General features: G+C 70.3%; 13 protein-coding genes. 12 read left to right on the forward strand and 1 reads right to left on the reverse strand.

Annotation, left to right across the window (positions count from 1 at the left end):
- Nucleotides 1–252: 252 nt before the first annotated feature.
- Entirely contained in the window at nucleotides 253–1,968 is a 1,716-nt protein-coding gene (locus tag DMH12_RS33345; protein ID WP_125495104.1) for a chitinase, read from the reverse strand.
- Between the two features lie 329 nt (nucleotides 1,969–2,297).
- Between DMH12_RS33345 and DMH12_RS33350 the strand changes: the two genes are divergently transcribed.
- The 12 genes from DMH12_RS33350 (at nucleotide 2,298) to DMH12_RS33405 (ending at nucleotide 11,807) form a co-directional block, all read left to right on the forward strand.
- On the forward strand, nucleotides 2,298–3,191 hold the full coding sequence (locus DMH12_RS33350) for a hypothetical protein (protein ID WP_125495115.1): 894 nt from the start codon (nucleotides 2,298–2,300) through the stop codon (nucleotides 3,189–3,191).
- A 71-nt stretch (nucleotides 3,192–3,262) separates the two neighbouring features.
- Nucleotides 3,263–3,970, forward strand: a complete 708-nt coding sequence (gene cpaB, locus DMH12_RS33355) for a Flp pilus assembly protein CpaB (protein ID WP_125495105.1) — start codon at nucleotides 3,263–3,265, stop codon at nucleotides 3,968–3,970.
- Between the two features lie 8 nt (nucleotides 3,971–3,978).
- Nucleotides 3,979–5,235 carry an AAA family ATPase gene (locus DMH12_RS33360; protein WP_125495106.1) on the forward strand — a complete coding sequence of 419 codons (1,257 nt, stop codon included), beginning with the start codon at nucleotides 3,979–3,981 and terminating at the stop codon, nucleotides 5,233–5,235.
- Between the two features lie 173 nt (nucleotides 5,236–5,408).
- Nucleotides 5,409–5,738 carry a pilus assembly protein gene (locus DMH12_RS33365; RefSeq protein ID WP_260474434.1) on the forward strand — a complete coding sequence of 110 codons (330 nt, stop codon included), beginning with the start codon at nucleotides 5,409–5,411 and terminating at the stop codon, nucleotides 5,736–5,738.
- Between the two features lies 1 nt (nucleotide 5,739).
- Nucleotides 5,740–6,156, forward strand: coding sequence for a TadE/TadG family type IV pilus assembly protein (locus DMH12_RS33370; protein ID WP_125495108.1), 417 nt, complete (start codon nucleotides 5,740–5,742; stop codon nucleotides 6,154–6,156).
- 18 nt (nucleotides 6,157–6,174) lie between these two features.
- Nucleotides 6,175–7,512 carry a CpaF family protein gene (locus tag DMH12_RS33375; protein ID WP_125495109.1) on the forward strand — a complete coding sequence of 446 codons (1,338 nt, stop codon included), beginning with the start codon at nucleotides 6,175–6,177 and terminating at the stop codon, nucleotides 7,510–7,512.
- Between the two features lie 55 nt (nucleotides 7,513–7,567).
- A complete protein-coding gene (locus DMH12_RS33380) occupies nucleotides 7,568–8,512 on the forward strand; it encodes a type II secretion system F family protein (protein WP_125495110.1) in 945 nt (314 codons plus the stop codon).
- An 11-nt stretch (nucleotides 8,513–8,523) separates the two neighbouring features.
- The gene (locus DMH12_RS33385; RefSeq protein ID WP_125495111.1) at nucleotides 8,524–9,423 is read left to right on the forward strand and encodes a DUF5936 domain-containing protein; all 900 of its coding nucleotides are present in this window, start codon (nucleotides 8,524–8,526) and stop codon (nucleotides 9,421–9,423) included.
- Nucleotides 9,424–9,767: 344 nt separating this feature from the next.
- Nucleotides 9,768–9,968: a Flp family type IVb pilin gene (locus tag DMH12_RS33390; RefSeq protein WP_125495112.1), complete on the forward strand. Its 201-nt coding sequence runs from the start codon at nucleotides 9,768–9,770 to the stop codon at nucleotides 9,966–9,968.
- Entirely contained in the window at nucleotides 9,965–10,561 is a 597-nt protein-coding gene (locus tag DMH12_RS33395; protein WP_125495116.1) for a pilus assembly protein TadG-related protein, read from the forward strand. The genes DMH12_RS33390 and DMH12_RS33395 overlap by 4 nt, the downstream gene beginning before the upstream one ends.
- A gap of 30 nt (nucleotides 10,562–10,591) precedes the next feature.
- Nucleotides 10,592–11,170, forward strand: a complete 579-nt coding sequence (locus DMH12_RS33400) for a hypothetical protein (protein ID WP_125495113.1) — start codon at nucleotides 10,592–10,594, stop codon at nucleotides 11,168–11,170.
- 7 nt (nucleotides 11,171–11,177) lie between these two features.
- Nucleotides 11,178–11,807 (forward strand): OmpA family protein, encoded by a 630-nt coding sequence (locus DMH12_RS33405; protein ID WP_125495114.1) that lies wholly within the window; start codon nucleotides 11,178–11,180, stop codon nucleotides 11,805–11,807.
- The last annotated feature ends 124 nt before the right edge of the window (nucleotides 11,808–11,931 follow it).

The raw sequence follows: 11,931 nt of genomic DNA on the forward strand, positions 1-11,931 counted from the left end.
GATGCCCGGCCCGCGCCCCCGCGAACTCGGCGTACTCGTCCGCCCGCCCCTGCCTCATGAACACGTTCCCCCCGGCCCACCGCTGCAGTGAACTGCCTTCACCTCATTGATGCGGCGGGCCCCGGAAAATGTTTCATACGAATCTCACAGCAGGCGGGTCGCCAGGTGGTCGCCCTGCCCGGTGGGCCGATCACATGGGAAGGCCCCTGCCCGCGTCACCGCGGGCAGGGGCCCTGAGCCGGATCGGTCGCCCTACGGGAGAGCGTCCACGTGCGGCCCCACCGCGTTCGACCACGCGTTGCCCGACGTCGCGTCCCAGTTCGTGGACCAGGTCATCGCGCCGCGCAGGGCGGGGTACGTCCTCGACGGCTTGAAGGAGCCGCAGCTGGTCCCCTTGGTGAGGCAGTCCAGGGCGGCGTTGACCACCGACGGGGCCACGTAGCCGCCGCCCGCCGCGCGGGTGGAGGCCGGGAGGCCGAGGCCCACCTGGGACGGGTCGAGGCCGTTCTCCAGCTGGATGCAGGCCAGGGCGGTGAGGAAGTCCACCGTGCCCTGGGCGTAGACCTTGCCGTCGCAGCCCAGCATCGTGCCGCTGTTGTAGTACTGCATGTTGACGACCGTGAGGATGTCCTTCACGTTCAGCGCCGTGCGGAAGTAGCCGCCCGAGGTGGACTGCATGTCGATCGTCTGCGGGGCCATCGTGAGGATCATGTCCGGGCCCGCCTTCGCCGACAGCGCGCGCAGGGCCTGCGTCATGTAGGTCGCGTTGAGGCCGTTCTCCAGGTCGATGTCGACGCCGTCGAAGCCGTACTCCTGCATCACGGCGTACACCGAGTTCGCGAAGTTGGTCGCGGAGGCCGAGTCGTTCACCGAGACGGTGCCCTTCTCGCCGCCCACCGAGATGATGACCTTCTTCCCCGCGGCCTGCTTCGCGCGGACGTCCGCCTTGAACTGGTCGACCGTGTAGCCGCCGAGCCCGGCCGAGTCGAGGTTGAAGGTCACCGCGCCCGGCGTCGCGGTCGCGTCGGCGAAGGCCACCGCGATGATGTCGTACGCGGCCGGCACGTCGGAGATCTTCTGGACCGCCGCCCCGTTGTCGAAGTTCTGCCAGTAGCCGGTCACCGCGTGCTTGGGCAGGTCGCCGCCCCCGCCGCCGCCCTGCTCGGTGGTCCGGGCCGTCACCGCCGCCGACTTCGCGGACTCACCCGCCGCGTTGACCGCCGTGACCTGGAAGGAGTACGAGGTCGAGGCCGCGAGGCCGGTCACCGTCGCCGACGTGCCGGTCACCGCCGTCACCTTCGTACCGCCCCGGTAGATGTTGTACCCGGTGGCGCCCGACACCGCGTTCCAGGCCAGCGACGCCGTGGAGGACGTCGTACCGGAGACGCTCAGGCCGGCCGGGGCCGACGGGACCGTGGGGTCGGGGTCCGTGCCGCCGCCGCCGTCGGGGCCGAAGACGGACAGGTCGTCCACGTGGTAGGCCGACTGCCCGTACCAGCCGTGCGTGTACACCGAGACCGAGGTCGTCGAGGAGCCGGTGGTGAAGCTCGTCGTCAGCTGCTTCCAGGAGGCCGAGTCCGGGGTCCAGGTGGACACGTCCGTCGTGCCCGTGCCCGTCACGCCCAGGTAGGAGTACCCGCCCTGCACCCACGCGCTCAGTGTGTACGTCGAGTTGGGCTTGACCGCGACGCTCTGCGAACAGCGGGCGTTGTCCTGGCCGGCCGGCGTGGCCTTCAGCGCGGCGGAGCCCGTGCGCGCGGGGGAGGAGACGGTCGTGCCGCTGTTCGCGGAGCAGGTCCAGTTGGACAGACCGGCCTCGAAGCCGGCGTTCTTCGCGTTGTTGACGTCGGCGGCGGACGCCTGGCCTACGGCCGTGACCGAGAGGGCGAGCGCCGCGGTGACGGCTCCCGCCCAGAACTTCGTCCGTCTGCCGAGCCGTCTGCCGAGCGGTCTGCGTACGGGCTCCACTGGGGCCTCCGGTGGGGGAGTGGGGACGTTGACGTACAAGTTGGTCCAGACCAATTGCGGTGTCAAGAGGTAGGTCCGGACCAGGATCGTGGCCCAGCGGCTGCCCCGTGGAAATGCTCAACCTGCCCTGTTTTGCAGCGCCTTGTGTCACATAAGTTGTTCTACAGCTGCACAAACGCTGTTCTCCGGTCACAAGCGCGTGGTTAGAGTGCTCACGTAGTCACGCAGTGAAGTCATCCGGGTCTGCCGGGGCACCGCCGACGGACCGATCGGGCAGGGGAGACGGGGAGCCGCGCGTGCCAACTGCCATTGCCGTGACCAGTGCCGACATGGCACTGCCGCCGCAGGACGAACGGACCCTGCCCGCGGTCGTGCTCCAGGACGTCGACCAGCGTCCCCTGGAGCACGTGCTGGCCGAGTTCCAGTCCCTCCTCGACCAGTACGGGCACGTCGTCGTGGTGTGCTCGCAGGCCGCCCCGGCGGGCGTGGAGCGGCGGCTGCACACCGTCCGCGGCCTCCTGGAGAGCGACCGCATCGCCCTGTTCCGGCCGTCCCTGCCACCACTCGGACTCGCGGTGCTGGCCCGGCAGTTGCGCCAGCTGGCCTCCTGTGACCTCAGCCCCGGCGTGCTCGCCTCGGCCGGCCGCCTCCTCACCCACTACATCCACGCCGGCGCCGTGCTCGGCTCCGTGGCCCGGCTCGACCACGTCCCGGTGGGCCTGAAGACGCACGCCAGGTCCTGGATGCCCGGCAGCCAGTTCGGGGTCGTGGCCCACCCCGTGCCCCAGCTCGTGAAGATCGGCCCCGAAGCGGGCCTGGACGGACCCGAGTTCGGTACCTGGCTGCTGGTCGCCAAGGGACAGCACCCCGCCGACTGGGTCACCGGCACCCTCGCCCCGGCCTGGCGCGTGCAGGGTCTGCGCGAGATGCCGCTGCCCGCCGAGTCGCCCGGCTGGTGGGGGACCGGTCGGCTGACCGAGTTCTGCGCCTACCTGCCCGACCTCTCGGTCCTCTACCAACTGGTCACCTCGGTGCGGCAGAGCGTCTGCCACTGGTGCGGCATCGACGTCATCGGCGACCGCTGCGTGTTCTGCTCGGCCACACCGCCCGTCTACGACGCCCCCGGCGGCAAGGCTCCGGGCCGCGGCGCCGACCCCGCTCTCGGCCACCGCCGCGATCCCGCCCTGGGCCGCCGCCGTGAGAGACGGGCTCTCACCGGGTAGGTCCCCAGCGCCCCGTCCGCCCCGCCATCCGATCCGGTCCGACCGATTCCCCCAACGAGGTTGCACGGCTCATGAACTCCCGTCAGCGCCGCGGCATCATCCTGCTGATCCTTTCCGTCCTCTGCGCCCTCGGCGCCTTCGCCGGCGTGCTGTCCGTCGTGAACGACGTGAAGTCCAAGGTCGGCCCGGAGGTCGCCGCGTACCGGCTCAAGTCGGACGTGGAGCCCTACACGCCGCTGAGCGAGGGGCAGTTCGAGGAGACCGAGATGCCGGAGCGCTGGCTGTCGAAGAACGCCGTCACCGACCTCGACCAGGTGCGCGGCAAGATCGCCGTGACGAGACTGAAGGCGGGCTCGCTGCTCCAGACCGACATGATCGTCGACCAGCCCGCCCTGCGGCCCGGGCAGCAGGAGGTCGCCATCATGATCGACGCGGCCACCGGCGTGGCCGGCAAGATCACGCCGGGCTCGGCCGTCAACGTGTACGCCACCTTCGAGGGCGAGCGCGAGGGCGACCCCGCCCAGTCGAAGATCATCGTCACCAACGCCAAGGTCATCGACGTCGGCGAACTCACCTCACTGGAACCCGACGAGAACAGCCGCGACCGGGAGCCCACCGACGCCGTCCCCATCACCTTCGCACTGTCCACCATCGACGCCCAGCGCATCACCTACGCCGAGTCGTTCGCCCAGCGCGTCCGGCTCGCGCTCGTCGCGCCCGGCGGCGACACCACGGTCCCGGACAAGGACCGGACGTACGAACTCGCGAAGGACAAGTGAGAGCCCGTATGGCCACGAGGATCCTCCCCGCAGTCGGCGACGCGGACGCCGTACGGTCCCTCACCACCCTGCTCAGCCAGCTCCCGGACGCCGAACCGGTCGCCCCGGTGGCCGACTCCACCCAGCTCGTCGACACCCTCGCCCGCCTCGCCGCCGAGTCGGTCGACGAACTGCCCGAGGTCGTGATCGTCCACGAGCGGATCGGCCCGGTGCCGGCCCTGGAGCTGATCCGCGAGGTCGCCCTCCGCTTCCCCGCCGTCGGCGTCATCCTCGTCACCTCCGACCCCGGCCCCGGCCTCTTCCAGGCCGCCATGGACCACGGCGCCCGCGGCCTGGTCGCCCTGCCGCTCGGCTACGAGGAACTCGCCAGCCGCGTCCAGGCGGTGGCCCAGTGGTCGGTGGGCGTACGCCGGCACCTCGGCAGCGGCGGCGACGTCTTCACCGGCGCCGGCGGCACCGTCGTCACCGTCAGCGGCGCCAAGGGCGGCGTGGGCACCACCCTCACCGCCATCCAGCTGGCCCTGGCCGCACAGGCGTCGGGCCGACCCACCGCGCTGCTCGACATGGACCTCCAGACCGGCGACGTCGCCTCCTTCCTGGACGTCCAGTTCCGCCGCTCCGTGGCCGACCTCGCCGCCATCACCGACCTCTCCCCGCGCGTCCTGGCCGACGCCGTCTTCCGGCACGACAGCGGCCTCGCCCTGCTGCTCGCCCCCGGCGAGGGCGAACGCGGCGAGGAGGTCACCGACCGCGCCGCCCGCCAGATCGTCGGCGCCCTGCGCCAGCGCTACGAGGTCGTCGTCATCGACTGCGGCGCCCAGCTCGGCGGGGCCGGCGCGGCCGCCGTGGAGATGGCCGACACCGCGCTCCTGGTCACCACCCCGGACGTGGTCGCCGTACGGGGAGCCAAACGGACGGTGCGGATGTGGGACCGGCTCCAGATCCGCAAGGCGGAGGAGACGACCGTGGTCGTCAACCGGCACACGCGGGGTACGGAGATCCAGCCCCAGCTGATCCAGCGGATCACCGGCACCGCGATCGCGGGCACCGCCGTCCCCGCCAACTTCAAGGAACTCCAGGGCGCCGTGGACGCCGGCCGGGTCCACGAACTCGACTCCCGGAGCACGGTGAAGCAGGCCCTGTGGGCCCTCGCCGGCGAACTGGGCCTGGCCGGCGCACCCGACGAGGCCCGCAAGGGCCACGGCCGCTTCCGCGGCGACCGCGGTTCGGCGAGCTTCCGGCGACGGAAGGACGGTGCGGGATGAGCGGATTACGGGATGGATCGGCCGGGTCGGTCGGGTCGGTCGGATCGGTCGGGTCGGTCGGATCGTGTGGATCGGTCGGGTCGGTCGGATCGCGTGGGTCGGGCCGATCGGTCGAATCGGGCGGATCAGGCCGATCCGGGGACTCCGGTCAGGTGACCGTCGAATTCCTCGGCATGATCCCGGCGATCGTCGCCACGCTGGTGGTGCTGTGGCAGCTCGTTCTCGTGGGATACACGTACACGCTCGCGGGGAATGCTGCGGACGAGGCGGTACGGGCGGCCACGGCGGCCGACCGGGGGGCGCGGCAGGGAGCCTGCCAGGACGCGGGCCGGGACAAGCTGCCGGGCGCGTGGGAGGGGGGCGCCGGAGTGGACTGCGGCACCGCGGGCGGCTATGTCACCGCGGACGTGCGCATCGAGGTCCCCATCCTCTTCCCGGGCACCGTCAGCTTCCCGTTCACCGTGCACGGGCACGCGGGGGCCGTCGAGGAGGAGGACGACTGAGATGGCGTACTCCAGGGGCTCGTACACCGAGGGCTCGTACTCCGAGGTCTCGTACTCCAGGGACCCGGGTGGCCGGCGACCGACGGACCGTGGCCAGGCGGCCATCGAGTACCTCGGCTTCGTCCCGATCCTGATCATCGTCGGCATGGCCGTCGTACAGCTCGGCCTGATCGCCTACACCGCCCAGCAGGCCGGCACCGCGGCCCGCGCCGGGGCCCGCAGCGCCTCGCTCCAGGAGAGCGCCCAGGGCGCCTGCACGGCGGCCGTCAGCAGCTGGCTGGCGGACGGCACCTCCTGCCCGCCCTCGTACGGCGGCGACGAGGTGACGGTCACCGCCACCGTCGACATCCCCTCGATCGTCCCCGGTTGGGACTTCGACCCCGCCACCCGGACGGCCACCATGCCGCTGGACCACTGACCGAGGAGCCGAGGACGCATGAGCCTGCGCGCACGCATCCACTCGCCCGAGGAGCACGGCGGCCGGGGCGAGGACGGACACCTGGTCGCCTCCTACCGGGCCAAGCTCCTGGAGGAGATCGACCTCGCGGAGATGAGTTCCCTCGCGATGGCCGAACGCCGGGCCCGCCTGGAACGGGTCCTCGGCCACATCATCAGCCGCGAGGGCCCGGTCCTGTCCACGGTCGAACGCTCCCAGCTGATCCGCCGGGTGGTGGACGAGGCCCTCGGCCTCGGCATCCTGGAACCGCTCCTGGAGGACGCGTCCGTCACGGAGATCATGGTCAACGGCCCCGACGCGATCTTCGTCGAGCGCGGCGGCCGCGTCGAACAGCTCCCGCTCCGCTTCGCCTCCCACGACCAGCTGATGCAGACCATCGAGCGGATCGTCTCCACGGTCAACCGCCGCGTGGACGAGTCGAACCCCATGGTCGACGCCCGCCTCCCCTCCGGCGAGCGCGTCAACGTCATCATCCCCCCGCTCTCCCTCACCGGCGCCACCCTCACCATCCGCCGCTTCCCGCGCTCCTTCACCCTGCACGAGCTGATCGGCCTCGGCTCGCTCGACGAGCACATGCTGTATCTGCTGGCCGGCCTCGTGCAGGCCCGCTTCAACATCATCGTCTCGGGCGCGACCGGCACCGGGAAGACGACGCTCCTCAACGCCCTCTCCGGCCTGATCCCCGAGTCCGACCGCATCATCACCATCGAGGACTCGGCCGAACTCCAGCTCCAGCAGGCCCACGTCATCCGCCTGGAGTCGCGCCCGCCCAACGTCGAGGGCCAGGGCCGCGTCACCATCCGCGACCTGGTCCGCAACTCCCTCCGTATGCGCCCCGACCGCATCGTCGTCGGAGAGGTCCGCGGCGGCGAGTCCCTGGACATGCTCCAGGCCATGTCGACGGGCCACGACGGCTCACTCGCCACGGTCCACGCCAACAGCGCGGAGGACGCCCTGATGCGCCTCCAGACCCTGGCCTCGATGTCGGACGTGGAGATCCCGTTCGTCGCCCTGCACGACCAGATCAACAGCTCCGTCGACGTCGTCGTCCAGCTCACCCGCTTCGCCGACGGCGCCCGCCGCATCACCGAGATCGCCCTGCTGGCCAGCCACGGGGGCGAGCCGTACCGCCTGGCCACGGTCGCCCGCTTCAACGCCCGCCCGATGACCGCGGACGGCCGCGTGCCCGGCGCGTACGAGTACTTCCCCCTCCCGCACCGCACCGCCGAGCGCCTCTACATGGCCAACCAGCCCGTCCCGCAGGCCTTCGGCGTCGCCCACTCCCTGGACCAGCTCACCACCCGAGAGGCCAGGTAGGACGCCCGATGGAACCAGGCATGACGCACAGGACGAAACCAGCTAGGACCGCCCGATGAAACTGGAAACGCTCGTCACGCTCACCACCGGCATCACGCTGCTGACCTGCGTCCTGGCGGTCGTCGGCCTGCACTCCTACGCGGCCGGCCGGGCCCAGCGCGCCGCCCTGGTCGACCGTCTCGCGGCCACCGGGCAGATACCCGTCATCGGCCGTCGGCGCCGCTTCCCCACCCTGGACCGCCGCCTGCGCCGCACCAAGCTCGGCAGGAAGCTGGAACTGCGCCTGGCCGCCACCGGCCTGGACGTCACGCCCGGCGAGTTCTTCGCCTGCATGGTCGCGACGGTGGCCGGCCTGTGGCTGGTGGGCCAGGCCGTCCTGGCCCCCTTCTTCGGCCCGCTCGCCGGACTCCTGGGCATCGGCGCCGCCGTCCAGTTCCTCAACTGGCAACGCCAGAAGCGCATCGAGAAGTTCATCAACCAGCTCCCCGAACTCGCCCGCATCCTCGCCAACGCCACCCAGGCCGGCCTCGCCCTGCGCACCGCGATCGGCATGGCGGCGGAGGAGCTGGAGGCACCGGCCGGCGAGGAACTCGGCAAGGTCGCCGACCAACTCGCCATCGGCGCCTCGATGGACGACGCCCTCGGTGAACTCGCCGAGCGCCTCCCCTCCCGCGAACTCGTCGTCCTGGTCACCACCCTCGTCCTCTCCAACCGCGCGGGCGGCCAGGTGGTCAGCGCGCTGCGCAACCTCACGGAGACGCTGGAGGAACGCAAGGAGACCCGGCGGGAGGTCCGTACGCAACTCTCCCAGGTCAACATGACCTCCTACGCCGTCCCCGTCCTGGGCGTCGGCTCGTTGTTCCTGATGAACGGCGTGAAGGACGGCGCACTGGAACGCATGACGGGCTCGTCGGTGGGCCAGGCGGCGGTGATCATCGCCTTCGGGCTCTACGCGGTCGGCTTCATCCTCATCCGCCGCCTCTCCCGCATCGACGTCTGAGGGGAGCTGGAATGGGACCCGGAACCGAATGGCTCCTCGCCCTCCTCATGGGCGCCGCCGTCTGGGGCGTCTTCGCGGGCGTCCGCATGTACCGGGCGGAGGCGAAACTCCCCGACGACCTCGCCCTCGCCCTGGAGGTCGGCTCCACCCGCACCGGGCCGGTGGACTCCCTCATCGACCGCATGGGCATGCGCTACGCCCCCGCCGTTCTGCGCCTGATGGGCCCGGCCCTGGTGACCAGGTACCGCCGCAGGATCGACCTGGCCGGCAACCCCGGCGGCCTGACCATCGACCGCTACGCCGCCCGCCGCGCGGTCTACGGCTTCCTGGGCGCGCTGGGCTTCCTGGTCTTCCTCCTCCGCGGCCAACTCGTGGTCGCCCTCCTCCTCCTGGCCTTCGGCGCGTTCTGGACGGAGGTCGGCATATGGTCGGCGATCCGCATCCGCAAGGACGTCATCGAGCGCACGCTGCCGGACTTCCTGGACGTACTGGCGGTCGTGGTGAGCGCGGGCCTCGGCTTCCGCCAGGCCCTGGACCGCGTGGCGATGCGGTACGAGGGCCCCTGGGCGGACGAACTCCGCATCACCCTCCGCCAGATGGACCTCGGCATGAGCCGCCGCCAGGCCTTCGCGGAGCTGCGCCGGCGCAACGACTCCGAACAGGTGGCGATGTTCGTGACGGCACTCCAGCAGGGCGAGGAACTGGGCGCCCCCATCGTCGAGACCCTGGTCTCGCTGGCCAAGGACATGCGCCGCACCGACGCCCAGAACGCCCGCCGCAAGGCCGCGCGGGCGGTGCCCAAGGCCACGATGATGATCACGACCTTCATGGTCCCGGCCACGATGATCCTCCTCGGCGCGGGCCTGATCCTGGGTTCGGGGACGGACTTCGGAACGATCACGGGCGAGTAGGGGGGAGGAGGACGCCATGTCGGACACGCAGCCGGTGAAAGGGGGCGGCGTAGACCATCACGGTGCGACTGCACACGAAGCGATGACGTCAACAACCAAAGATCTATGGCCCAGTCGGGCTACTTCCGTGCAATACCTTTCGCACTTGCAATCTGCTGTGGGAGAGTCGTTGTCTGGTACTCCCGACAGGTCGGGGTCCCAACGGAGCGCGAGGGGGGTGGAGTTCGTGAACAACACGACACCCGGCACGACCAGCCGACCGCCCACTCCCCACATCCGCCGCGCACCCGGGGCGACCTCGATGGACCGACCCACAGCAGCCGTCCACCCTGGAGGGGAACACCATGACCAACTGGCTCCACACCACAGCCGCCTACTTGCACTCCCGCGCCGCCGCCCGCAACGACAGGGGGCAGACGGCTGTGGAATACCTGGGGATCATCGCGGTGGTGGTGGCGATCGTGCTGGCGATCACGGGGACGGATATCGGGCAGACGATCTTCGACGCGATCACATCGAAGATCGCCGAAGTCACCGGTGGCTGAGTCAACTCCGTAGGCGTGGCGACACGGGGCAGGCGTTCCCCATCTACATCACGGTGGTGGGGGGCCTGCTCTTGCTCGCACTCGCGTACTTCGCGGTCGGACAAGCCGCCGCGACCCGAAGCGAGGCGCAGACGGCGGCAGACGCTGCCGCCCTGGCCGCGGCTTTGGAAACACGAGACCAGCTTGCCGGCCAGTGGCTCACCGACATCCTCGACCCCGACTCATGGCAGGCCATCTTCGATGGTGAAGCACCGGTGGCCAGCGGATGCTGGCGGGCTCACGAGCTCGCGGCCCGCAACGACGCGAGCGTGACATGTCGTCCGGACGGCCTGCTGGGTTACACCGTCGTCGCGGAGACCAATGGGACCGTCGGAGACAGCATCGTTCCCGGTACAGAGGAGCAGAAGGCCACGGAGTCCGCCACCGCCGTCATCGAGGCCCGGTGCTCATTCGAACTGCCCGCTGAGGACGCCGGTGACAAAACCCTGCCCAGCCTCTCGTGCGAGGGGGAGGAATGGGATCTGGACCCAGAGGATCTCGTGGACCTGCCGAAACCCGAGGATCTGTTCGACGTCCACCTGGCCGACTCATAGGCGAATGACGAGTGACGAAGGAATCAAGACATGAGCATTCGGTTCACGAAGACGGCCCGTAGGGGGGCGCTCGTGGTGGCCGCCCTGGCCGGACTGACCCTCGGCGCTGTCGGCTGCGGCAGCGGTGGCGACGATGAGAAGCCGAAGGCTTCGGCGTCGGCCTCGAAAGAGGAAGGGTCTGGACCGAGTGCCCAGGAGGGTGAATCGGAGGAGCCCTTGGCCGAGTTGCGCGGCAGTAGCGGCCTGCTCCTGCAGATCACCTCCGCCGAGCGTGATTCAGGTGGCTTCGTGACGGTCAATGGAGAGCTGAAGAACGATGGTGACAAGAGCGTCGCGATTCCATCCGGGCTGAGCGGCAACGAAACGGAGATCATCAGAAACGGCAGGTCGCTCGGTGGCGCGACACTCGTCGATTCCAGGAGCAAGAAGCGGTACTACGTGCTGCGGGACACGGATGGTCGCCCGCTCACGACCACAGGTTTCTCGACGATCAAGGCAGGGGACCGCCTGGCGGTATTCATGCAGTTCCCAGCCCCGCCCGCGGACACCACCGAAGTCACCTTCCAGCTGCCGACCTTCGCCAGCGCGACCATCTCCATCTCCGGGTGAGGCCACCATGACCCCAACCCCGCGCCTCACCCGCACCCTGGCCACGGTCACCCTCATGCTTGCCACGACCATGTACGGCACGACGGCATCCCACGCCGACGACGACCCCAACGACCCCCCAGGCACCGAACCCTCCGCCTCCGCCCCCGTGGACGTGGACCCCAACGACCCGGACCTGAAGCTCCCCGACGGCGCCACGCTCGCGCAGGCGAAGGTGCTGGACATCAAATCCGTCGTGGAGGAGCAGAGCGGCGACGAACGCCGCGAGGACACCAACACCAGCGTGACCCTCGCGCTCCAGGCGGAGGTCCTCTTCGGCAAGGACAGCGCGAAACTCGGCGAGGAGTCGAAGTCCCGCATCACGGGAATCGCCGAGGAGATCAAGACCCAGAACGCCACCCGCGTCAGGGTCTTCGGCTTCACCGACAACCTGGGCTCCTCCGCCCACGGTGACACCCTGTCCAAGAAGCGCGCCAACGCCGTGCACGACGTCCTGTCCGCGACCCTGAACGACGCCGGCATCACCTACGAGGTCCGCGGCTACGGTGAGCAGTACCCGATCGCCGACAACTCCACGGAGGCCGGCCGCAAGAAGAACCGCAGGGTCGAGGTCTCCTTCCCCCGCACGGAACCGTGATCCCCAAGAAGCAGATGCCGACGCCGATGCCAATGCCGTCGGGCCGACAGCCCGACAACGCTGTCGCACACTCCCGCCACCGCTACTCCTCCGCCCGCACCGTCACCCGCACCCCGACCCGCAC

It is taken from the genome of Streptomyces sp. WAC 04229 (assembly GCF_003947455.1).
Lineage (GTDB): Bacteria > Actinomycetota > Actinomycetes > Streptomycetales > Streptomycetaceae > Streptomyces.

What these genes read in the sequence shown, in the direction of transcription:
- DMH12_RS33350 (WP_125495115.1), top strand. Translation starts at nt 2,298, where the DNA reads ATGGCACTGCCGCCGCAGGACGAACGGACCCTGCCCGCGGTCGTGCTC.
- cpaB (WP_125495105.1), top strand. Translation starts at nt 3,263, where the DNA reads ATGAACTCCCGTCAGCGCCGCGGCATCATCCTGCTGATCCTTTCCGTC.
- DMH12_RS33360 (WP_125495106.1), top strand. Translation starts at nt 3,979, where the DNA reads ATGGCCACGAGGATCCTCCCCGCAGTCGGCGACGCGGACGCCGTACGG.
- DMH12_RS33365 (WP_260474434.1), top strand. Translation starts at nt 5,409, where the DNA reads ATGATCCCGGCGATCGTCGCCACGCTGGTGGTGCTGTGGCAGCTCGTT.
- DMH12_RS33370 (WP_125495108.1), top strand. Translation starts at nt 5,740, where the DNA reads ATGGCGTACTCCAGGGGCTCGTACACCGAGGGCTCGTACTCCGAGGTC.
- DMH12_RS33375 (WP_125495109.1), top strand. Translation starts at nt 6,175, where the DNA reads ATGAGCCTGCGCGCACGCATCCACTCGCCCGAGGAGCACGGCGGCCGG.
- DMH12_RS33380 (WP_125495110.1), top strand. Translation starts at nt 7,568, where the DNA reads ATGAAACTGGAAACGCTCGTCACGCTCACCACCGGCATCACGCTGCTG.
- DMH12_RS33385 (WP_125495111.1), top strand. Translation starts at nt 8,524, where the DNA reads ATGGGACCCGGAACCGAATGGCTCCTCGCCCTCCTCATGGGCGCCGCC.
- DMH12_RS33390 (WP_125495112.1), top strand. Translation starts at nt 9,768, where the DNA reads ATGACCAACTGGCTCCACACCACAGCCGCCTACTTGCACTCCCGCGCC.
- DMH12_RS33400 (WP_125495113.1), top strand. Translation starts at nt 10,592, where the DNA reads ATGAGCATTCGGTTCACGAAGACGGCCCGTAGGGGGGCGCTCGTGGTG.
- DMH12_RS33405 (WP_125495114.1), top strand. Translation starts at nt 11,178, where the DNA reads ATGACCCCAACCCCGCGCCTCACCCGCACCCTGGCCACGGTCACCCTC.